At 72.7% G+C, this 21,777-nt stretch carries 19 protein-coding genes; 6 read left to right on the forward strand and 13 right to left on the reverse strand.

What is annotated here, in order from left to right:
* Window positions 1–68: 68 nt before the first annotated feature.
* Window positions 69–1,214, reverse strand: a complete 1,146-nt coding sequence (locus tag ACWD4B_RS24065; RefSeq protein WP_451422683.1) for a serine hydrolase domain-containing protein — start codon at window positions 1,212–1,214, stop codon at window positions 69–71.
* A 176-nt stretch (window positions 1,215–1,390) separates the two neighbouring features.
* Complete coding sequence (locus tag ACWD4B_RS24070; RefSeq protein WP_451422684.1) at window positions 1,391–2,023, reverse strand: hypothetical protein; 633 nt, start codon at window positions 2,021–2,023, stop codon at window positions 1,391–1,393.
* Between the two features lie 326 nt (window positions 2,024–2,349).
* On the opposite strand from ACWD4B_RS24070, the gene ACWD4B_RS24075 reads away from it, so the two are divergent.
* Window positions 2,350–3,114, forward strand: a complete 765-nt coding sequence (locus tag ACWD4B_RS24075; protein ID WP_451422685.1) for an SIR2 family NAD-dependent protein deacylase — start codon at window positions 2,350–2,352, stop codon at window positions 3,112–3,114.
* Window positions 3,115–3,176: 62 nt separating this feature from the next.
* Here the strand turns inward: ACWD4B_RS24075 and ACWD4B_RS24080 are convergent, their stop codons facing one another.
* Window positions 3,177–3,446, reverse strand: coding sequence for a hypothetical protein (locus ACWD4B_RS24080; protein WP_451422686.1), 270 nt, complete (start codon window positions 3,444–3,446; stop codon window positions 3,177–3,179).
* 2,064 nt (window positions 3,447–5,510) lie between these two features.
* Between ACWD4B_RS24080 and ACWD4B_RS24085 the strand changes: the two genes are divergently transcribed.
* Together ACWD4B_RS24085 and ACWD4B_RS24090 are read left to right on the forward strand one after the other, a co-directional pair.
* The gene (locus ACWD4B_RS24085) at window positions 5,511–5,735 is read left to right on the forward strand and encodes a hypothetical protein (protein ID WP_336413936.1); all 225 of its coding nucleotides are present in this window, start codon (window positions 5,511–5,513) and stop codon (window positions 5,733–5,735) included.
* A 2-nt stretch (window positions 5,736–5,737) separates the two neighbouring features.
* Complete coding sequence (locus ACWD4B_RS24090; protein ID WP_451422687.1) at window positions 5,738–6,283, forward strand: Clp protease N-terminal domain-containing protein; 546 nt, start codon at window positions 5,738–5,740, stop codon at window positions 6,281–6,283.
* A gap of 146 nt (window positions 6,284–6,429) precedes the next feature.
* Here ACWD4B_RS24090 and ACWD4B_RS24095 read toward each other — a convergent pair whose 3' ends face one another.
* From ACWD4B_RS24095 to ACWD4B_RS24105, 3 genes are all read right to left on the reverse strand, one after another.
* Window positions 6,430–7,842 (reverse strand): phytoene desaturase family protein, encoded by a 1,413-nt coding sequence (locus ACWD4B_RS24095; protein WP_451422698.1) that lies wholly within the window; start codon window positions 7,840–7,842, stop codon window positions 6,430–6,432.
* A gap of 41 nt (window positions 7,843–7,883) precedes the next feature.
* Window positions 7,884–8,711: an inositol monophosphatase family protein gene (locus ACWD4B_RS24100; RefSeq protein WP_451422688.1), complete on the reverse strand. Its 828-nt coding sequence runs from the start codon at window positions 8,709–8,711 to the stop codon at window positions 7,884–7,886.
* Window positions 8,712–8,788: 77 nt separating this feature from the next.
* Window positions 8,789–10,588 (reverse strand): gamma-glutamyltransferase family protein, encoded by a 1,800-nt coding sequence (locus tag ACWD4B_RS24105; protein WP_451422689.1) that lies wholly within the window; start codon window positions 10,586–10,588, stop codon window positions 8,789–8,791.
* 98 nt (window positions 10,589–10,686) lie between these two features.
* Between ACWD4B_RS24105 and ACWD4B_RS24110 the strand changes: the two genes are divergently transcribed.
* Both ACWD4B_RS24110 and ACWD4B_RS24115 read left to right on the forward strand, forming a co-directional pair.
* Window positions 10,687–11,742, forward strand: a complete 1,056-nt coding sequence (locus ACWD4B_RS24110) for a lipoate--protein ligase family protein (RefSeq protein ID WP_451422690.1) — start codon at window positions 10,687–10,689, stop codon at window positions 11,740–11,742.
* Between the two features lie 357 nt (window positions 11,743–12,099).
* The gene (locus ACWD4B_RS24115; RefSeq protein WP_451422691.1) at window positions 12,100–12,402 is read left to right on the forward strand and encodes a hypothetical protein; all 303 of its coding nucleotides are present in this window, start codon (window positions 12,100–12,102) and stop codon (window positions 12,400–12,402) included.
* An 89-nt stretch (window positions 12,403–12,491) separates the two neighbouring features.
* Here the strand turns inward: ACWD4B_RS24115 and ACWD4B_RS24120 are convergent, their stop codons facing one another.
* The 4 genes from ACWD4B_RS24120 to ACWD4B_RS24135 are packed head-to-tail and all read right to left on the reverse strand — an operon-like array spanning window position 12,492 to window position 17,051.
* Window positions 12,492–13,490, reverse strand: coding sequence for a TIGR03842 family LLM class F420-dependent oxidoreductase (locus tag ACWD4B_RS24120; protein ID WP_451422692.1), 999 nt, complete (start codon window positions 13,488–13,490; stop codon window positions 12,492–12,494).
* A 14-nt stretch (window positions 13,491–13,504) separates the two neighbouring features.
* Entirely contained in the window at window positions 13,505–14,908 is a 1,404-nt protein-coding gene (gene hydA / locus ACWD4B_RS24125) for a dihydropyrimidinase (protein WP_451422693.1), read from the reverse strand.
* Entirely contained in the window at window positions 14,905–16,179 is a 1,275-nt protein-coding gene (locus ACWD4B_RS24130; protein ID WP_451422699.1) for an aspartate aminotransferase family protein, read from the reverse strand. Before ACWD4B_RS24130 ends, hydA begins: the two co-directional genes overlap by 4 nt.
* A gap of 29 nt (window positions 16,180–16,208) precedes the next feature.
* Window positions 16,209–17,051, reverse strand: coding sequence for a nitrilase-related carbon-nitrogen hydrolase (locus ACWD4B_RS24135; RefSeq protein ID WP_451422694.1), 843 nt, complete (start codon window positions 17,049–17,051; stop codon window positions 16,209–16,211).
* Window positions 17,052–17,238: 187 nt separating this feature from the next.
* Between ACWD4B_RS24135 and ACWD4B_RS24140 the strand changes: the two genes are divergently transcribed.
* Entirely contained in the window at window positions 17,239–17,790 is a 552-nt protein-coding gene (locus tag ACWD4B_RS24140; RefSeq protein ID WP_451422695.1) for an isochorismatase family protein, read from the forward strand.
* 9 nt (window positions 17,791–17,799) lie between these two features.
* Here ACWD4B_RS24140 and ACWD4B_RS24145 read toward each other — a convergent pair whose 3' ends face one another.
* From ACWD4B_RS24145 to ACWD4B_RS24155, 3 genes are all read right to left on the reverse strand, one after another.
* The gene (locus tag ACWD4B_RS24145) at window positions 17,800–18,822 is read right to left on the reverse strand and encodes a hypothetical protein (RefSeq protein ID WP_451422696.1); all 1,023 of its coding nucleotides are present in this window, start codon (window positions 18,820–18,822) and stop codon (window positions 17,800–17,802) included.
* Window positions 18,823–18,949: 127 nt separating this feature from the next.
* Window positions 18,950–20,773 (reverse strand): gamma-glutamyltransferase, encoded by a 1,824-nt coding sequence (ggt, locus tag ACWD4B_RS24150; RefSeq protein ID WP_451422697.1) that lies wholly within the window; start codon window positions 20,771–20,773, stop codon window positions 18,950–18,952.
* A 188-nt stretch (window positions 20,774–20,961) separates the two neighbouring features.
* A complete protein-coding gene (locus ACWD4B_RS24155) occupies window positions 20,962–21,714 on the reverse strand; it encodes an SGNH/GDSL hydrolase family protein (RefSeq protein ID WP_451422700.1) in 753 nt (250 codons plus the stop codon).
* Window positions 21,715–21,777 lie beyond the last annotated feature (63 nt).

Here is a 21,777-nt window from a genome sequence, read left to right on the forward strand (position 1 = left end):
GCGGCGCACAGGCGGATGCCCGGGCGTGCGGAACACCCGGGCAGCGCCCTGTGCACGGCAGAAGCCGCTCAGCCCTTCACGCACCCCCGGACCGCCGCCAACAGCCGCTCGGCGCGCGGGTCCCCGTAGCCGATCATGCGGTTCGGCACGTAGGCGAACCCGACGCCGAACTCGTCGTCGCCGAAGGCCACCGGGCCGCCCGAACCGTCGTGGCCGAAGCTGCGCGCGCCGAGCAGCGGGAGCAGGCCCGGCGCGTCGAGCTTGAAGCCGGTGCCCCAGCGGGCACCCATGTCCGGCAGACCGCCCCACGACGCACCGGCCGTTTGCTCCCGCAACGCATCGGTGACGGTCTCGCGCGACAGCAGGCGCGGCCGGCCGTCCACGCCGGTCGCCACCGCCGCGTACAGCGCCGCCAGGCCGCTCGCCGACGAGACCGCGCCCGTCGCGGGGACCTCGGCGGTCAGCATCGCGGGAGAGTTCCAGCCGCGCGGGTCGTCGATGCCGGGGAAGACGAACTCGCCGTTCATCGTGAGGATCCGGTAGAAGATCGAGTCGGGGCCCGGCAGCCCGGGCCGGCCCTCGGCCTCGGTGAGCCGGGCCAGGCGGGGGACCTCCTCCTGCGGCACGCCGATCCAGGTGCGCAGGCCCAGGTCGTCCGCTATCGCCTTGCGGAAGTAGGCGCCCGGTGTGAGGCCGGTGACGCGCCGGATCGCCTCGCCGGCGAGCCAGCCGAGGGTGTGGCCGTGGTACTCGTACGCGGTGCCCGGCTCCCAGTAGGGCTCCTGCACCTCCAGGGCCCGGACGACCGGATCCCACTGCATGATCTCGGCGAAGGTCGGTGTCAGGTCGATGACGGGCAGTCCGGCGCGGTGCGCGAGGACCATGCGCAGCGTGATCGCCTCCTTGCCGCGCTGCGCGAACTCCGGCCAGTACGAGGCCATCGGGGCGTCGAGGTCGAGGCGGCCCTCCTGGGCGAGCAGCAGGGCGCAGACGGTCACGATGCCCTTTGCAGTGGAGAACACCGGGGCGGCCGTGCCGGCCTCCCAGGCCCTGCCGTCCCGCTCGTCCGCGATGCCGCCCCACAGGTCCACGACCTTGCGCCCGCCCACGAACAGGGAGACGGCCGCGCCGAGTTCCCCGAATTCGTCGAAGTTGCGGGAGAACTCGTCCGCGACGGGCCCGAACCCCTCGTCGGCCCAACCGTTGCGCTTCACCTGGCCACTGCCTTCTCGTGCGTCGGACGTTCGACCGGGAACGATACGGGTGACGGATCGCCAGTTCGAACGATATTCCGGGACGCGGACCCGCAGCAGCAAAAGGCCGGTGGCCCGCCATTGCTGACGGGCCACCGGCAGTTCCTCAGGGGGGTACGGGTCCTACGGGATGCCGCTCACCGTTTTGGGGGCCTGGAGGGCGCCATCGGGGCGGTGCCCGGCGGTCTGCCCTGGTCGCTCTTCGGCACGGCGGGCGACACGGGCGCGCTCGGCCGCGGGGGCGCGGCGGGTTTCACCGGCGCCGCGGGATTGCCCTTGGGTGGCCGGGAGGGGGCGACGGGGCCGCCGTTCCCCTTCGGGGCGAGGGGCCGGGGAGGACCGCCGGGCTTCACGGGCCCGGAGGGTTTCACGGCTCCCGCGGGTTTCGCGGGACCGGCGGGTTTCCCGTGCCCCTGACCCTTGCCTCCGGGCCCCTTGTAGGCCCCTCCGGCGACGCCGCCCGCGCGGCAGAGCGGCACCACCCCGTAGCTCTTCACGTAGTGCGCGCTCATCCAGCCGTTGTGGTTCTCGGCGAGCCGGTACCAGTAGCGGTCACCCTGCACGGTCTCGCCCTGGAGCTTGCAGGAGATGAGGACCCCGTCCCCCGGCCCACGGCTGTCGATGACCTTCGAGGTGGTCGTCGACCCGTTGCGCACGTACTGTCCCGTACGGGAGACCACCATGCCGGGCACCCTGCTGCTGTGCCCGTCCCCCGCGATGGCGAACGCGGCCCCGCCCGCCGTGGCACACAGGGCGAGCGTCACCCCCATGGCAGCGGCTCCGCGCCCTGTCACAAAGAACGCGGCCCGAGTCTTAAAAAGCGACATGTCGCCCCTTCCACTCACAGAGACTCTGAAGTGGCACAGGAACATATTTGTCGTAATACAGCTGCGAGACGGGTCCGATTCCTGGTCCGGATGCCGCTCTCTCATCACCCACCCGAGGGACCTACGGACATACAGAACGACTCCACGCAGGTGACCGGCGCCGCGAACCGAATATGTCGACACATCCATAGATCCGCGGCGCCGGCGGAAGCGCCGGGCACCGCAAAAAGATCTCGCCGGGCGCCCCGCGGCCCGCCTACCCTCGCGCCATGAGCAGCGGCGAGAGCACACGTCCGGGCACCCGCCCTCTGGTGGCCATCCTCAGCGGGGCCGGGATCTCCACCGACTCCGGGATCCCCGACTACCGCGGCCCCGACGGGCTGTGGCGCCGCGACCCCGAGGCCGAGAAGCTCGTCACGTACGCGTATTACATGTCCGACCCCGCCCTCCGGCGGCGCTCCTGGCAGATGCGGCTCTCGTCCCCGGCGCGGCACGCCCGCCCGAACGCCGCGCACGAGGCCGTCGTCCGGCTGGAACGGTCCGGCACCCCGGTGCGCGTCATCACGCAGAACGTCGACGGACTGCACCAGGCGGCGGGTATGCCGGAGCGCAAGGTGCTCGAACTGCACGGCACCGCACGGGCGGTGCAGTGCACACACTGCAAGGCCCGCTCGGACATGGCGGAGGCGCTGGCCCGGGTGGAGGCGGGTGATCCGGACCCCGCCTGCACGGCGTGCGGCGGCATCCTGAAGTCGGCGACGGTGATGTTCGGCGAGGGCCTGGACCCGGTGGTGCTGGGCAAGGCGGTGGCCGTGACCAAGGCGTGCGACGTCTTCATCGCCGTCGGTACGAGCCTGACGGTGCACCCGGCGGCCTCCCTCGTGGGCCTGGCGGCCGACCACGGGGCGCGGCTGGTCATCGTGAACGCGGAGCCGACCCCCTACGACGAACGGGCCGACGAACTGGTGCGGGAGCCGATCGGGAGCGCGCTGCCGGAGGTACTGGAGCGTGTACGGCAAACCTTCGCCCCGTAAGGGGCCCGTCGGACGCGGCACAGGGCGGGCCCGGTGGTTCTCCCACCTGACCCGCCCTGCGGTCACGTGGGCAGACAGACCCCGTAGACCCTCAGCGTGACGGCAGTCGGGCTCGTGTTGTTCACCCCCACCAGGTAGAGGTTCTCCTCGAAGCTGGGATAGGAGTCGATCTTCTGCAGGGTGCCGTCCCAGCTGCCGACCTGGAAATATCCGCCGCTGACGATCCGTGAATCCGCAGGGCAGGGCGGGCTCTTCAGCACGATGCGCTGCCCCGCGGGCGCCGGGCCGCGGGCGGCCGTGCCCGGGACGGTGAACTCCTGCTGGACCAGCAACGGCCGTGCGCCGCCGCCGGATCCGCCCGCGGGACCGGGAGGGCCGACGGGACCGGCAGGCCCTGCAGGCCCTTGCGGTCCGGCAGGCCCGGCGGGGCCGACCGGACCGAGGGGGCCGGGAGGGCCTACGGGGCCGGTGAGTCCGGTCGGGCCCAGGGGGCCGGTGGGGCCGCTCGGACCGGCAGGACCGGCGGGGCCGACGAGCCCCTGCGGGCCGAGGGGGCCTACCGGACCGGTCGGGCCCATCGGCCCGACGTCCCCCCTGTCGCCCTTCGGTCCCATGGGACCGGTGAGTCCGTTGGCCCCTGCGGGCCCTTGCGGCCCGGCAGCCCCCACGGGGCCTGCGGGACCGGCAGGGCCCATGGGCCCCTGAACACCCACAGGACCCGTGGGCCCTTGCTCTCCCCTGTCACCCCTGGGCCCGGCGGGACCGATGGGACCTGTGGGCCCCGCTGACCCGGATGGCCCGGTGGGACCGGCCGGTCCCCCGGGCCCCGCCGGCCCAACAGCCCCCACCGGACCTGCAGGACCCGTGACACCCGGCTCGCCCTTGTCCCCCTTGGCCCCTTGTGGCCCGACGGGCCCTTGCGGGCCGACAGGACCCTGCTGACCGAGGGGGCCGGTGGGACCCATGGGGCCAGTGAGGCCGGTGTCGCCCTTCGGTCCTACCGGGCCTACCGGTCCTACCGGGCCCAGGGGACCGACAGGACCGGCGGGACCCACAGGGCCTACGACGCCCGGGTCACCCTTCGGGCCCATGGGGCCGAGAGGGCCTACCGGGCCTGCGGGACCGACAGGACCGGCGGGACCCACAGGTCCCGCGACGCCCGGGTCGCCCGGGTCGCCCTTGGGGCCCACGGGACCGAGAGAGCCGGCGGGGCCGACCGGACCGGCCGGGCCCGCAGGTCCCGCGACGCCCGGATCCCCCTTCGGTCCCGCAGGGCCTACCGCTCCCACAGGTCCCGCTGGTCCTGCAGGACCCACCTCGCCCCTGTCCCCCTTCGGGCCAACGAGCCCCTGCGGCCCGGCAGGTCCCGCTGGACCCACGGCCCCGGGGTCGCCCTTGTCGCCCTTCGAGCCGACCGCACCCGGGTCGCCCTTGGGCCCAGCAGGCCCCTGCGGCCCCGGACCTCCGGGGGCAGCTTGATCCCCCTTGTCTCCCTTCGGGCCCGCAGGCCCCGTCGGCCCGGCAGGCCCCGGTTCACCCTTGTCACCCCTGTCCCCCTTGGGCCCGGGCGAACCTCCCGGCCCCCCTGCATCGCCTCTCTCCCCCCTCTCCCCCTTGTCCCCCTTCGGCCCCGCGGGGCCAACAGGCCCTATCGGCCCGGCCGGTCCCGCAGGACCCGGGCCACCCTTGTCGCCCTTGTCACCCTTCGAACCGGCAGGCCCCTTCGAACCGGCGGATCCGGCATCGCCCTTACCCCCCTGCGAACCGCCCGGCCCGCCCCCGCACAGCGACACCTCCCCGTAGTTCTGCACGTAGTGCGCACTCATCCACCCGGCGCGATCGGCGAGTTGGTACCAGTAGCGGTCCCCGGACACCACCTCGCCGACGACCTTGCAGGCGATGAGGACCCGCTCGCCGGACGCGCGCGTACCGACGATCCGCGAGGTCGTCGTGGGCTCGCTGCGCACGTGCTGGCCCGTACGGGAGACCACCTTCCCGGGCACCCCGTCCTGCTCGTTGCCGCCGGCGAGGCCGAACGCGGCCCCGCCCGCCGATGCGCACAGCGCGAACACCACCCCCGTCATGACCGCGCCACGTCCCGGCATCGACGTCGCCGTTCGTTCTCGAAATAGCGACATGTCTCTCCTTTCACCCTCGGGGACCCCCGAGTGGCACAGGACCACACCGCCGGGAACGCCCTGCCGAGACGGGCCCGGGCCTTGGCCCGGATGCCACCGGCGCATCACCCCGACAGGGGATGCGCAGGCATACAAAACGACTCCACGGGAGTGATGACGCCACCTGAAAGTCGACACATCCACAAAGCCGACATCGCACCCCGCACCCACTGTCAACGAACATTGACACGCCGCGGGTCGTCAACCTACATTGACACCATGGCCGGAACGGATGCGAAGGACGCGCTCGGCACCACCGAGGCAGCCATGAACGCAGACCCCCGCGTGGGGCTGCGCGCCGTCGCCGCGCTGCGGCGGCTCGTCGAGCGGCTGGAGGCCTTGCAGGTCGACAACGCGCGCACACAGGGCTGGTCCTGGGAGGAGATCGGGGCCGCCCTGGGAGTCAGCAGGCAGGCAGTGCACAAGAAACACGCCAGGAGGTAGGCATGTTCGAACGGTTCACCAAAGAAGCCCGCACCGTCGTCGTCCTCGCGCAGGAGGAGGCGCGCATGCTGCACCACTCGTGGATCGGCAGCGAGCACCTGCTGCTCGGCGTCGCCTCCCGCACCGGAGCGCCCGGTGCGGCCACGCTGGAGCGGCTCGGCTTGACGCCCGCGGCGTGCCGGGCCGCGCTCACGCCGGCCGGGGCGGGCGGGCTCGACGAGGAGGACGCGGCCGCGCTCGGCGCGATCGGCATCGACCTCGATGCCGTACGGGACAGGGCCGAGGAGGTGTTCGGCCCCGGAGCGCTGGACCGCGCGAAGAGCGCGCCGAAGGGGCACATCCCGTTCACGCCCCGTGCGAAGAAGGCGCTGGAACGTTCGCTGCGGGAGGCAAAGGCCCGCAAGGACAAGGTCATCGGCACCCAGCACGTGTTGCTCGGGATCCTCGACCCGGAGGACAAGGGGGCCGCTGCGCTGCTGGTCAGGCTCGGCACAGACATGGAGGCCGTACGGGCCGGTCTGCTGGCGGAGTTGGAGCAGGCCGCCTGAGCGGCGGCGCCCCGTAACGGGCGCGGGGAACTGCGCGACCAGCCACCGACGGCCTGCAGCCGACGCACCACCCCAGGGGTTCGGGGCGAAGCCCCGGGACGTCGACTGCGGGTGCGTCGTGGCTGAGCGCGCAGTTCCCCGCGCCCCTACGGGGCGCTACGCCGCAGGCTGCGCCACACCGCCTTGGCCGCGTGGTGGCCGGACATGCCGTGCACCCCGGGGCCGGGCGGGGTCGCCGAGGAGCACAGGAAGACGGCGGGGTGTGCCGTCGCGTACGGCACGCGGGCCAGCCGGGGCCGGACGACCAGCCGCAGGGCCGCGACCGAGCCGATCGCGATGTCGCCGCCCACATAGTTGGCGTTGCGGGCCGCGAGCTGCGGCGGCCCGGCCGTGGCGCGGGCGAGGACGAGGTCGCGGAACCCCGGTGCGAAGCGCTCCAGTTGGCGCTCGATCACCTCGGTCGCGTCGCCCTCCCAGCCGTTGGGCACGTGGCCGTACACCCAGAACGTGTGCTTGCCCTCGGGGGCGCGGGTCGGGTCCACCAGGGTCGGCTGGGCCGTGATGAGGAAGGGGACTTCGGGGTCGCTGCCGTCGAGCGCGGCGCCCAGTGCGCCCTTGATCTCCCCGTAGGTGGGGCCGATGTGGACCGTACCGGCCTTGCGGGCCGGCTCCGCGGTCCAGGGGACGGGGCCGTCCAGCGCGTAGTCGATCTTGAAGACGGAGGGGCCGTACCGGTAGTTCGCGAACGCGTTGCCGAGCCCGGCGATGCGGGCCACGGCCGTGGGCGAGGTGTCGAAGACGTAGGCGCGGGCGGGCGGCAGGTCGTCCAGCCGCTTGACCTCGAAGCCGGTGTGGATCGTGCCGCCCAGGGCGCGCAGGTACCCGGCGAGGGCATCCGCGATGGACTGCGAACCGCCGCGCGGCACGGGCCAGCCGCACTCGTGGGCGGCGATCGCGAAGAGCAGGGCCATGCCGCCGGTGCCGAAGCCGGTGAGCGGGGCGATGCCGTGGGCGGCGAGCCCGGCGAACAGGCCGCGGGCCTTCTCGCCGTGGAAGCGGCGGGTGAGCAGCGCGGCGGACTGGGCGGCGAGCACGCCGAACCGGGCGTAGGTGACGGGGTCGCGCGGCAGTCCGTCCCACTGGGTGCGCAGGAAGTCGGCGGCGAGCGTGGGCCACTTGCCCTGGAACGGCGCGACGAGCCGTCGGTACGCGCCCGCATCACGCGGCCCGAGCGAGCCGGCCGTCTCGCCGACCAGGCGGGAGAGCACGGCGGCCGTGCCGTCGGGGAAGGGGTGCGCCATCGGCAGGTCGGGGTGGACCCATTCCAGCCCGTACCGGGAGAGCGGCATGGCGCTGAAGGCCGGCGAGCGGACGCCGAGCGGGTGCACGGCGGAGCAGGGGTCGTGACGGAAGCCCGGGAGGGTCAGCTCCTCGGTGCGCGCGCCGCCGCCGATGCTGTCGGCGGCCTCGTACACCTCGACCGCCAGACCGCGGCGGGCCAGTTCGACAGCGGCGGTGAGCCCGTTGGGCCCGGCCCCTACAACGACCGCGTCGAGCATGGTGGCCACCGGTCGGACTCCCCTCGTCCCCTGCAGTCTGGTCAGCCGGCGGATGCCAGCAGCCCCAGCATATGCCGCAGCGTCTCCGCGTCCCGGGCGGCCGCGAACGGCAGGGCGTTGCCCCCGGTGATGCGGAAGGGCTCGCCGGCGACGGTCGCGCTCGCGCCGCCCGCCTCGGCGACCAGCAGCAGCCCCGCGGCGTGGTCCCAGGCGTTCTCCCAGGAGAAGGCCAGGCCGTCGAGCGTTCCCTGGGCGACGTGCAGGTATTCGAGGCCCGCCGAGCCGCAGGGGCGCGGGGTGATGGCGTCGGTCAGCAGCGTGCCGAGGACGCGCTTCTCCTCGGGGGTGGTGAAGTCGTAGTGGGATATGGCGACTTCGAGGTGCTTGCCGGGCTCGGGCGAACCGCTGCGTATCCGCTCGCCGTTGAGCACCGCTCCCCCGCCGCGGCGGGCGACGGCCATCAGGTCCAGGGCGGGGGCGTACGTCCAGGAGGCGAGCAGCTCGCCGTGGTGGGCGAGGCAGACGAGGGTGGCGAAGCCGGAGTCGCCGTGGACGAACTGCCGGGTGCCGTCGACCGGGTCGACGATCCACACCGGGGCGTCGCCGCCGAGCGCGTCCAGGACGGACGGGTCGGCGTGCACGGCCTCCTCGCCGACGACCACGGAGCCGGGCAGCAGCGCCGTGAGATCCGCCGTGAGGCGCTCCTCCGCGAGCCGGTCGGCGACGGTCACCAGGTCGTGCGGGCCGTTCTTCTCGACGATGTCGTCGGCGGCCAGCTGCCGGAATCGCGGCATGATCTCGGCGGCCGCGGCCTTGCGGACCGCTTCCTCGACGTCGTTCAGATCACCCGCGAGAAACTCATCGATCATGCATCCATCGAACCATGCCCCACCGACAACCGGTGAGGCCCGGGTGTACGGAGCACGTATCGGGGGTGAACAGCGGCTCAGCGCCCCACCGCGTACCCCTGCATCCCGCGCGGGTTGGCGGCCGCCGACAGCACCCCGGTCTCCGGGTCGCGGGTCACTGCGCACAGCCGCCCCTCCGACCACGGCCCTCCCACGGTCACGTCGTGCCCCCGGCGGCGCAGCTCCGCGATGATCTCCTCGCCGATGCGGGACTCGACGGTGATGCTGCCGGGCTGCGCCCGGCGCGGGTGGAAGGAGCCGGGGAAGCCCGACTGGTGCCAGTTGGGCGCGTCGACGGCGCCTTGGAGATCGGGCCCGCCGCGCCAGGACGGGCGCAGGGCGACGGCGAGGAGGAAGTGCAGCTGCCACTGGTCCTGTTGGTCGGCGCCCGGGGTGCCGAAGGCCATCACCGGCTCGCCGCCGCGCAGCGCGAGGGAGGGCGACAGGGTGGTGCGCGGACGCCGGCCGGGGGTGAGGGAGCTGGGCAGCCCCGGTTCCAGCCAGGTCATCTGCAGTCGGCTGCCGAGCGGGAAGCCGAGCTCCGGTGCGACGGGGTTGGACTGCAGCCAGCCGCCGCTGGGCGTTGCGGAGATCATGTTGCCCCAGCGGTCGACGACGTCGACGTGGCAGGTGTCGCCGTGGACCACACCGTTCATGGCGACCGTCGGCTCGCCCTCGCCGGTGTCGACGGTGTCGACATGCCCGTACGCCTCTCCCTCGGCTCCCGGGAAAGCGGCCAGGCGCGGGGGGCGGCCGTCGGGGCTGCCGGGGCGCAGCTCGTACGAGGCCGTGGCGCCGATCAGGGCGCGGCGGGCGGAGTTGTAGCCCTCCGAGAGCAGGGTGCCGAGCGGCACCTCGCCCGCATCCCCGTACCAGGCCTCGCGGTCGGCCATGGCGAGCTTGCTGCCCTCGATCAGGGTGTGGACGTAGTCCGCGGTGCCGTACTCGGGCAGCGCGTCCGGCAGCAGGGCGAGCTGCTGGAGCAGGACCGGCCCCTGGGACCAGGGGCCGGGCTTGCAGACGGTCCACCCGTTCCAGTCGTACGTCACCGGGTCCTCGTACGTGGCCCGGAAGCCGGCGAAGTCGTCGCCGGTGAGGGTGGCGGTGTGCCGCTCGCCGCTGGTGTCGAGGGTGGGGCGGGCGGCGGTGCGCAGGAGGGCTTCGGCGATGAAGCCCTCGCGCCAGGTCCGGCGTGCGGCGTCGATCCGCTGTTCGCGGCTGCCGCCCGCCGCGTCGGCCTCGGCGAGGAGGCGGCGCCAGGTGGCGGCGAGCGCAGGGTTGCGGAAGAGCCGGCCCATGGCCGGAGGTCTGCCGCCGGGCAGGTACAGCTCGGCGGAGGCCGCCCACTCGGGCCCGCTCCGGAACAGCCCCTCCACGGCCGCCACGGACCGGCCGACGCTCCCGACGGGGGCGTGGCCGGCCTCCGCGTACCCGATGGCGTGGCCGAGGACCTCGGCGAGCGGCTTGGTGCCGTGGTCGCGCAGCAGCAGCATCCAGGCGTCGAACGCGCCCGGCACGGCCGCCGCGAGGGGCCCGGTGCCGGGGACGAGAGAGAGGCCGAGCGAGGTGTAGTGCGCGATGTCCGCCCCCGCGGGCGCCGGCCCCTGCCCGCACAGCACCTGCACGGCCCCGCCCGCCGGCGCGAACACGACGGGCACCTCCCCGGCGGGCCCGTTCAGGTGCGGCTCCACGACATGCAGCACGAACCCGGCCGCCACGGCGGCGTCGAAGGCGTTGCCGCCGCTCTCCAGCACGGCCATGGCCGACTGCGAGGCGAGCCAGTGGGTGGACGACACCATGCCGAAGGTGCCCTGCAGGGTGGGGCGCGTGGTGAACATGGGCCCCAGCAAGGCATGTTCGCGGCCCGTGCGCAAGGGTGCCCGTGGGCGGGGTTACGGTGGCACTCCGGCAGCATTCACGCAGAAGGAGACATACCGTGCACGGTGAGTACAAGGTGCCCGGCGGCAAGCTCGTCGTCGTGGACCTCGAAGCCGAGGACGGCGTGCTGCGCCACGTCCGTGTCGCCGGGGACTTCTTCCTGGAGCCCGACGAGGCGCTCATCGACATCAACCGTGCCCTGGAGGGCGCCCCCGCCGACCTGACGGCCCCGCAGCTCGGGGCGCGGGTCGATGCGGCGCTGCCCGAGGGCACTGTGATGTTCGGGTTCTCCTCCGAGGCCGTGGGCATTGCGGTGCGACGGGCGCTGGCCAATGCGACCGACTGGCACGACTACGACTGGCAGTTGATCCACACCGGCCCCCAGTCCCCCGCCCTGCACATGGCGCTGGACGAGGTGATCACCACCGAGGTCGCCGCCGGCCGCCGGCCGCCGACCCTGCGGGTGTGGGAGTGGGGCGCCCCGGCCGTGGTCATCGGCAGCTTCCAGTCGCTGCGCAACGAGGTCGACCCGGAGGGCGCGGCCCGGCACGGGATGACGGTGGTGAGGCGGATCTCCGGGGGCGGTGCGATGTTCATCGAGCCGGGGAACACCATCACGTACTCGCTCAGCGTGCCGGAGGCGCTGGTGCAGGGGCTGTCCTTCGCCGACAGCTACGCCTACCTGGACGACTGGGTGCTCGGCGCCCTGGAGAGCATGGGCGTCAAGGCCTGGTACCAGCCGCTGAACGACATCGCCACCGAGGCCGGGAAGATCGCGGGCGCGGCGCAGAAGCGGATGGTCTCCGGCGACGGCGCCGTGCTGCATCACGTGACCATGGCCTACGACATCGACGCCGACAAGATGACGGACGTCCTCCGCATCGGCCGGGAGAAGCTCTCCGACAAGGGCACCAAGAGCGCCAAGAAGCGCGTGGACCCGCTGCGCCGACAGACCGGGCTCCCCCGCGCCGAGGTCATCGAGCGGATGATCGGCACCTTCCGCAGCCGTTACGGGCTGACGGAGGGCGCGGTCACGCCCGAGGAGATGGCGCGGGCCGAGGAGCTGGCCGCGGCGAAGTTCGCGACGGAGGAGTGGACCGCGCGCGTCCCGTAGCGGGCGCGCGCTCCGGCGCGCGTCAACCGTGCATCGCCGGACACCCGGCGCGCCCCACGGGGCCGACACATGGCCGGGAGTATGTGACCCGCATCACATCGCATGCCGGGGATACGGTCGGGAATGAGTCAACTCCCCACCTGCACAAGGGGTTTCTCCCTCTATCCCCTCTCTCGCACTCATGGCCGTGAACCGACGGTTTTCCCCCGCCTCTTCCGGTCAGCGGCATTCGCTCTCCGGCCGCGGCGGGCCCGTGACTAGCGTGGTGGGCGTCCGGGGAGGGACCCCGGTCCGGTTCCAGGAGGTGCGGACATGGCCAACGCGGACTTCCCCGCAGGGTCGAGGATGACCCGGAACATGGCGTTCACATCCGGAAGCGGCAACACCCTGCTGCGCCTGCAGGAGGACGGCAACCTCGTCGTCTACAAGGTGAGCGGCGAGCCCAAGCCTGCCTGGCAGGCCGAGGGCGCCTGGCACCAGGGCTACGAGGCCATCATGCAGGAGGACGGCAACTTCGTCCTCTACAACCGCGACCGCAGGGCCGTCTGGGCCTCGAACACCTCCGGCCACCCCGGAGCCGTCCTCGTCGTCCAGGACGACCACAACGTGGTCATCTATTCCAAGGGACAGGCGATCTGGCAGACCAACACGGCCGGCTGACGCCGTTCACGGCATGAGCCGGGGAGGCCGCGGACCGGGCGCGCACTGCCGCGCCCGGACCCCGCGGCCTCCGCCGTGTCGGGCGAACGTCACGCGAAGGCCGGGATCAGGTGTTCCCCGTACGCGTCGATCGTCGCCTCGCGCGCGTCGTGCATCGCGTACACGGCGAACTGGTCGACGCCCAACGCCGGCAGCTGCTCCAGCCGTTCACGGTGCGCGGCCACCGGGCCCAGCAGGCAGAAGCGGTCCACGATGTCGTCCGGCACGAAGTCCGTGGACGGGTTGCCCGCCCGGCCGTGGTGGCTGTAGTCGTAGCCGTGCCGCTGCTTGATGTACGCGGTCAGGGCCTCGGGGACGGCACCCGAGGCCTCCCCGTACCGCTCGACCAGATCGGCCACGTGGTTGCCCACCATCCCGCCGAACCACCGGCACTGCTCCCGCGCGTGGGCCACGTCGTCGCCCACGTACGCGGGCGCGGCCACGCAGATCGTGAGGGACGCGGGGTCGCGCCCGGCCTCCTCGGCCGCGGTCCGCACCGCCTTCACCATCCACTCCGTCAGGTACGGGTCGGCGAGCTGGAGGATGAAGCCGTCCGCCTCCCGCCCGGCCATGGCCAGCGCCTTGGGCCCGTAGGCGCCCATCCACACCGGCAGCCGGCCGTCGCGCACCCACGGGATGCGCAGCACCGTGCCGTGGACGTCCGTCTCGCGGCCCTCGGCGAGGTCGCGGATGATGCGCATCGACTCGCTGAGCGCGGCCAGCGTGTTCGGCCTGCGGCCCGCGACCCGCATCGCCGAGTCGCCGCGCCCGATGCCGCACACCGTGCGGTTGCCGTACATGTCGTTGAGGGTGGCGAAGGTGGAGGCGGTGACCTCCGGGGTGCGGGTGGAGGGGTTGGTGACCATGGGGCCGACGATCAGCCGCTCGGTCCGTTCCAGGATGCGGCTGTAGATGACGAACGGCTCCTGCCACAGCACGGCCGAGTCGAAGGTCCAGCCGTAGCGGAAGCCGGCGCGCTCGGCGCGGTGCATGAGCTCCACGACGGCGGTGGCGGGCGGGTCGGTCTGCAGGACGAGGCCGAAGTCCACGGTGCACGTGCTCCTTACGGGAGGTACTGACAGGTGGTGCGGGGGATGTAGCGGCCGTGTCCGGCGCGTCCGGTGAACGTCCGCCGGTCGATGACGACGTCGCCGCGGGACAGGACGGTCTCGACCTGTCCGGTGATCTCCTTGCCCTCGTACGCCGAGTAGTCGACGTTCATGTGGTGGGTCCGGGCGGAGAGGGTCTGACGGGCCTGCGGGTCGTAGACGACGATGTCGGCGTCGGCGCCCGGGGCGATGGTGCCCTTGCGCGGGGCCAGGCCGAACATCCGGGCGGGGGCGGCGCAGGCGATCTCGATCCACCGGCGGCGGGTGAGGTGCCCGTCGACGACGGCCTGGTGGAGGAGGTCCATCCGGTTCTCGATGCCGGGCAGGCCGTTGGGGATCTTCGAGAAGTCGCCGCGGCCGAGCTCCTTCTGGCCCGCGAAGCAGAACGGGCAGTGGTCGGTGGAGACCACCTGGAGGGCGTCCGTGCGCAGCCCGCGCCAGAGGGCCGCCTGGTGCTCGCGGGGGCGCAGCGGTGTGGAGCAGACGTACTTGGCGCCCTCGAAGCCCGGTTCGGCGAGGTTGTCGGTGGACAGGAACAGGTACTGCGGGCAGGTCTCGCCGAAGACCGGCAGCCCGGCCGTGCGGGCCTGCGCCAGCTCCGCGACGGCCTCCTGCGCCGAGACGTGCACGACGTACAGCGGGCTGCCGGCGACGCGCGCGAGCTGGATCGCGCGGTGGGTGGCCTCGGCCTCCAGCAGGGCCTTGCGGACCTCGCCGTGGTAACGGGGGTCCGTCCGCCCGGCGGCGAGGGCCTGTTCGACGAGGACGTCGATGGCGATGCCGTTCTCCGCGTGCATCATGATCAGCCCGCCGTTGCCGGAGGCCCGTTGCATGGCGCGCAGGATCTGCCCGTCGTCGCTGTAGAAGACGCCCGGGTAGGCCATGAAGAGCTTGAAGGAGGTCACGCCCTCGCCGACGAGGAGGTCCATCTCCTTCAGCGCGCCCTCGTTCACGTCGGAGAGGATCATGTGGAAGGCGTAGTCGACGGCGCACTGTCCCTCGGCCTTGGCGTGCCAGGCGTCGAGCCCCTCGCGCACGGCCTGTCCGCGGGACTGGACGGCGAAGTCGACGATGGTGGTGGTGCCGCCCCAGGCGGCGGCGCGGGTGCCGGTCTCGAAGGTGTCGGAGGAGGAGGTGCCGCCGAAGGGCAGTTCGAGGTGGGTGTGGCCGTCGACGCCGCCGGGGATGACGTACTTCCCCGTCGCGTCGATGGTGCGGTCGGCCGTCCACGCCCGGGCGCAGTCGCTGTCGGACGCGGCCAGGGCCGCGATCGTGCCGCCCTCGACGAGGACGTCCGCGTACGTCTCCTCGGCGGCGGTGATGACGAGCCCGCCGCGGATGACGGTCCGTTGCGTCATGGCCGTTCCTTCCCGCCGACGGCCTCCTGGACCCGGCGCAGCACGTTGTCGAGGATCTCCGCGCCCTGTTCGGCCTCGGCGACGGTGAGGCTGAGCGGCGGCGCGATGCGCAGGGTGTGGCCCTCGCGGCCGCCCTTGCCGATCAACAGCCCGGCCTCGCGGGCGTGTTCGAGGGCGAGGGAGGCGGCGCGCGGCGAGGGCGTGCCGTCGGGTTCGGCGAGCTCGATGCCGATCATGAGTCCGCGGCCGCGGACCTCGCGGACCACGGTCAGGCCCGCGGCGGCGGCGCGCAGCCGCTCGGTCAGCAGGCCGCCGACGCGGCGGGCGTTGCCCTGGAGGTCGTGCTCCAGCAGGTGGGTCAGGTTGGCGAGGCCGGCGGCCATGGTGACGGGGCTGCCGCCGAAGGTGGAGATGGAGTTGGCGTCGAGGCAGTTCATGACCTCGGCGCGGGCGACGACGCCGCCGATCGACATGCCGTTGCCGATGCCCTTGGCGAAGGTGAGCAGGTCCGGCGGGCCGCTCGCGGCATGCGCCTGCCAGCCCCAGAAGTGGTCGCCGGTGCGGCCCCAGCCGGTCTGCACCTCGTCGGTGATCCACAGGATGCCGTGCCGCTGAAGGACGTCGCGGAAGGCGGCGTAGAGGCCGTCGGGCGGGGAGGTGAACCCGCCGACGCCCTGGACGGGTTCGGCGATCAGGGCGGCGACGGTGCCGTGCACCTGACCGAGCATGTCCTCCAGGTCCGCCACGCACGCCGCGGTGAACTCCGCGTCGGACAGCCGCGCGTACGGGCCGCGGGTGCGCACCCCGCCGTGCACGTAGAGCGTCTGGAGCGGGGAGAGACTGGTGGGCGACCAGCTGGAGTTGCCGGTGATGCCGACGGCGGAGAAGGAGCGGCCGTGGTAGCTGTTGCGCATGGCGAGCACCTGGTTGGAGCGCCGGAAGGTGGTGGCCAGCAGGAGGGCCGCGTCGTTGGCCTCGGTGCCGGAGGTGGTGAAGAAGACGCGCGCGTCCGGGATGCCGGAGAGGGCGGCGATGCGTTCGGCGAGTTCGACCATGTGCCGGTCGAGGTAGAGAGTGGAGGTGTGCAGGATGCGGCCCGCCTGCTCGGCGACGGCCTTGGTGACCTCGGGCAGCGCGTGGGCGGTCATGGTGGTGAGGATGCCGCCGAAGAAGTCCAGGTAGCGCCGCCCTTGGTCGTCCCACACGTACCGGCCCTCGCCGTGGGTGAGTTCGAGCGGTTCGCGGTAGTAGAGGGCGAGCCACTCGGGCATGACGGCGCGGTGCCGCGCATGCAGGCCGGTCACGGCCGGACCAGCCCCTCGTAGGCGTCGGGGCGGCGGTCCCGGTAGAAGGCCCACTGCTGGCGCACCTGGTCGATGAGGCCGAAGTCCAGGTCGCGGACGACGAGTTCCTCCTTGGTGTCGCTGGCGACGTCGCCGACGAACTGCCCGCGCGGGTCGACGAAGTACGAGGTGCCGTAGAAGTCGTTGTCCCCGTACTCCTCCTGCCCGACGCGGTTGATGGCGGCGACGAAGTACTCGTTGGCGACGGCGGCCGCGGGCTGTTCGAGCTGCCAGAGGTAGCCGGACAGGCCGCGCGAGGTGGCGGAGGGGTTGTAGACGAGCTGGGCGCCGTTGAGCCCGAGCTGCCGCCAGCCCTCGGGGAAGTGGCGGTCGTAGCAGATGTAGACGCCGACGCGGCCGACGGCCGTCTCGAAGACGGGCCAGCCGGCGTTGCCCGGCTTGAAGTAGAACTTCTCCCAGAAGCCCTTGACCTGGGGGATGTGGTGCTTGCGGTACTTGCCCAGGTAGCTGCCGTCGGCGTCGATGACGGCTGCGGTGTTGTAGTAGAAGCCGGACTGTTCGACCTCGAAGACCGGCACCACGATCACCATGCCGGTCTCGCGGGCGAGCCGGCACATGCGCTGCACGGTGGGCCCGTCGGGGACGGGCTCGGCCCAGCGGTAGTGCTCGCTGTCCTGCACCTGGCAGAAGTAGGGCGCGTTGAAGACCTCCTGGAACCCGATCACCTTGGCACCCTGTGCGGCGGCGGCGCGGGCGTGTTCCTCATGCTTGGCGATCATCGACTCGGTGTCGCCGGTCCAGGTGGCCTGGACCAGGGCGGCGCGGACAACGTTGGCCATGAGCTGCTCCTCTGCCGGAACCGGCTTGCGCCTGGCTGGCACGCGAAGATCCGCTCCGCGTGGGGATGGATGCGACCGTAGGACCCGTCACTCGCCGTGGCAAGACCATCGCTCCCGCGGCCTGTCGAAGACGGACAAAGAAAAGGAAGGCTTGCAAGTTTCCCTTTCTTTCTCGTAGGCTGCCGGCATGGCTGCTACCACGCTCGACCCCAGGACCGCACTCGTCCTCATCGACCTCCAGAAGGGCATCACCGCCCTGCCGACCGTCCACCCCGCCGACGAGATCGTCGAACGCGGCACCCGCCTCGCCGAGGCGTTCCGCAAGCACGGCCTGCCGGTGGTCCTCGTCCGTGTCGTCGCCACACCGCCGGGACGGGCGGACGTCGCCGGGCACGCGGGCGAGTTCCCCGCCGAGTTCACGGAGCTGCGGCCCGAACTGGGGTGCACGGACGACGACATCGTGGTGACGAAGCGCCAGTGGGGCGCGTTCCACGGCACCGACCTGGATCTGCAGCTGCGGCGGCGTGGCATCACTCAGATCGTGCTGGCGGGCATCGCGACGAGCATCGGCGTCGAGTCGACGGCGCGCTCCGCGCACGAGCACGGGTACCACGTGACGATCGCGACGGACGCGGTCACGGACATGGATGCGCAGGCGCACCGCAACAGCCTGGAGAAGATCTTTCCCCGGCTGGCGGAGACGGACACGACGGACGCGGTCATCGCGCTGCTGGGCTGACCCCTCCGGTCAGTCCACCGACAGCCCCACCAGCACGCCCGCGACCACGCAGTACCCCACCAGACCCAGCACCGCCGCGCGGCGGTTCAGCCGTTCCACCTTCGCCGGGTCGTCCCCCTCGACCGTCCAGCGCCAGCACAGCACCGTGGCCAGCACGGCGAGGAGGACGTAGGCCAGGGTCAGCAGGTGCAGCCAGTCGACGAGCGTCAGCCCGCGCGTGCTGGTGACCACCGTGCTGACCTGCTGCATGTTCAGCATCACGACGAACAGCCCGCCGCCCAGCAGGGCCAGCCGGCTCTGCAGGGAGTCCAGGCGCTCGGCCAGGCCCAGCTCCCTGTGGTGCGCGGGCAGCAGGAACGTCGCCGTGACGAGCAGCAGCGTGAGGTACAGCGGGCCGGTGAGCTTCCAGAAGACGGTGGGGTCCTCGCGCACCAGGTCGGCCTCGATGATGACGGCACTGCGGGTGCTGCCCGCACCGCGGGGCAGCGCGGGGTCGCCGAAATTGGTCGGGAAGTTCCGCTCGGCGGGAGCCAGGCGGAAGCCCGTCAGCTTCCAGCCGTCCGGCGCGATCGCCGCGTTGTGCGCCGAGTTCGTGTTGTCCGGGGTGAACCGGAAGTGCCCGATGTCGGAGTTGGCCGTGAGCACGATCTGCAACCGGTGGCGGTCGAAGGGGAAGGCGCGCAGGTCCCAGTCCTGCCGGAACGTCCCCTGCACCCGCACCAGATCGCGGAACAGGCCGCGGGACTCCGACAGCCTGGGGTCGTCCTTCTGCGGGTTGTTGCCGTTGCTGAAGGACACCGCGGGCAGCGGGTCCAGGTCCTTCTGCGGGCACACGGACCACAGGGTGAACCGGGCGTCGAAGGAGTGCTTGATGGGGTCCAGGTTGTACAAGTCGTTGAGATAGGCCCCGAGTCGGCACGTCGGAACGCCCGACGCGACAGCCGGGGCCGGGGCCGTGGCCGCCGCCGCGGGGACGGCGGACCACAGCCCCAACGCCGCCAGCACGGCGGCCAACAGGACCGACACGGCCATACCGGCGAGCAGGACTCGCCGGGCTGCATGAACTGCACACTCCCCCACGGGACTTATGCTGCGCAGCGCCCGCGCGGATCAACCGGATCGACGGGCCGATGCACCCGTACGGGGGATGGACCGGCGCTCAGTGCGACGGACCGCTCGGCCGCACCACCATCGCCGAGCCGCCGCCGCGCCGCACCTTCTCCGCCGCCGCGAGCCACCGCCCGTCCGGCAGGCGCTGCACCCCGGTCGCCGCGCCGATCTCCGGGTTCAGGGTGAACGCATGCCCCCGCGCCTCCAGCCGGGCGCGCAACGGGCTGTTCCACAGGCCCGGTTCGAGCTCGGTCTTCGCCGCGTTGCGCTGGCTGGCCCGCGGCGCGGCGATCGCGTCGACGAGCGGCATGCCGCGCTCCACATGGTTGAGGAAGGTCTGCAGCACGGTCGTGATGATCGTCGCGCCGCCGGGCGAGCCGAGCGCGAAGGCGGGCCTGCCGTGGTCCAGGACGATCGTCGGCGCCATCGAGGAGCGCGGGCGCTTGCCGGGGCCGGGCAGGTTGGGGTCGTGCACGCCCGGGGTGACCGGGGTGAACGAGAAGTCCGTCAGCTCGTTGTTGAGCAGGAAACCGCGCCCGGGCACGGTGATGCCGCTGCCGCCCGTCTGCTCCAGGGTGAGGGTGTAGGCGACGACGTTGCCCCACTTGTCGGCCGCCGTCAGGTGCGTGGTCTGCTGCCCCTCGTACGGCGTCGGGGCGGGCGTGCCGGCCTGCGTCCCGCACGGCGCGGGGTCGCGCGGGTCGCCGGGGGCCAGCGGGCTGGTCAGCACCTTGTCGTCCTTGACGAGGCAGGCGCGCGAGTCCGCGAACTTCTTGGACAGCAGCCCCTTTTCGGGGACGTTCTCCTGCGCCGGGTCGCCGACCCACCGGTTGCGGTCGGCGAAGGCGATCCGGCTGGCCTCGAGGTAGCGGTGCAGGTAGGTCGCCTGGTCGGCCTTCCGGAGGTTGCCGTGCTCCAGGATGTTGAGGGCCTCCCCGATCGTCGTGCCGCCGGAGGAGGACGGGGCCATGCTGTAGACGTCGAGCCCGCGGTACGTCACCCGGGTCGGCGCCTGCTGCTTCACCCCGTACGCCGCCAGGTCCTTCGCGGTCAGGCCGCCGGAGCGCGCCAGGCGGTGCGAGGCCGGGTCGACGGGGGGCTTGCGGACGGTCCGTACGAGGTCGCGCCCCACGGCTCCGTGGTAGACGGCGTCCACGCCCTGCTCGGCCAGCAGGGCGTAAGTGCGGGCCAGATCGGGGTTCTTGAGGGTGCTGCCGACGGCGGGCGGCTTCCCGCCGGGCAGGAAGATCTTGGCGGTGGCGGGGAAGTCCTTGAAGCGCGCCTGGTTGTCGGTGGTCTGCTGACGGAAGGTGGCATCGACGGTGAAGCCGTTGCGCGCCAGCCGCTCGGCGGGGCGCAGCACTTGGGCCAGCGGCCGGCTGCCCCAGTTGCGCAGGGCGGTGTCCCAGGTGGCGGGGGTGCCGGGCGTGCCGACGCTCAGGCCGCTGGTGACGGCGTCGGCGAAGGCGAGCGGCTTGCCCTTCTCCAGGAAGAGATCCTTGGTCGCGCCGAGCGGGGCACGTTCGCGGCCGTCGAGCGTGGCGACCTTGTGCGTACGGGCGTTGTAGTAGACGAAGTAGCCGCCTCCGCCGATGCCGGCGGAGTAGGGCTCGGTGACGCCGAGGGCGGCGGCGGTGGCCACGGCCGCGTCGACCGCGTTGCCGCCCTTGCGCAGCACCTCGATGCCCGCGGCCGTGGCGTCGGCGTCGACACTGGCGACCGCGCCGCCGTAACCGGCGGCGACGGGGGACTTCGGGGGCGGAGCGGCGGCAACGGACGCGTGGGCCGGGGCCGTTGCCGCTCCCGCGGCGAGGGCGGCAACCGCGACGAGAACGGGCAGGCGCCGGTGGGTGGTCGGTCTGGGGAGGAGCATCACTGCCTCCAATCGGACGGACGGGCCCTGGAGCCTAGCGCCCCGTCAGGGGCGCGGGGAACTGCGCGATCAACCACGACGCACCCGCAGCCGACGTCCCGGGGCTTCGCCCCGGACCCCCAGCGTGGTGCATCGACTGCGGGCCGGTGGGGGCTGGTCGCGCAGTTCCCCGCGCCCCTTGCGGGGCGCTAGCGCAGCACCCCGAGCACCGAACCCGCCATCGCCTGCTCGCCCTTGGCGTTGGGATGGAAAGGTGCGGCCGGGTTCTCGGGGTGGGCGCCCTCGATCCAGCGGTCGGCGGCGGGCTTGCAGACGTCGTGGCCGACGGTCGGCCGGTAGGTGTCGACGTAGCGGACGTGCGCCTTGCGGGCCTGCTGCTGCAGCATCGCGTTGAGCCGCTTCTCGGTGTCACGCAGGTAGGGAACGTCGCCCGCGGCGATCGGCACGGCCGGGAAGCAGCCGACGCCGTTGTCCGGCATGATCGCGGGGTAGCCGACGAGGGCCACGCGCGCGTGCGGGGCGCGCTGGTGAACGGCCTTGAGCACCTTGGCCACCTTGAGCGCGGCATCGTTGATGCGGTTGACGAGTTGGTCGGTGCCGCCCGCGGTGAACTGCTTGCGGCAGGGCGCGCCGGCCGGGTCGGTGGGCGAGAGCTGGGCGCAGGTGCCGATGATGTTGCCGAAGCCGATGTCGTTGCCGCCGATGCCGACGGTGACGAGAGTGGTGCGCTTGCTCAGGGCGTTCAGCTGCGGCGGGTTGGCGCCCTGCGCGCGCCACATGTCGTCCGTGGTGGCGCCGCTGCAGCTGGCGTCCTTGAAGGACGACGTGTGCAGCTTCTTGGCCGTCAGCGACGGGTAGTTGACGCTGGAGCGGGCGCAGTCGCCGCCGGACTGCTGCGGGATGCCGGGGCCGGACGCATCCGCAAGGTCGTCCTGGACCAGAAGGAGCGCGGCCGCTCCGCCTCGCGCGCCAAGCACGGCTGAGCCGCGGTCAACTGACTGACG

Source organism: Streptomyces sp. NPDC002536 (genome assembly GCF_053594995.1).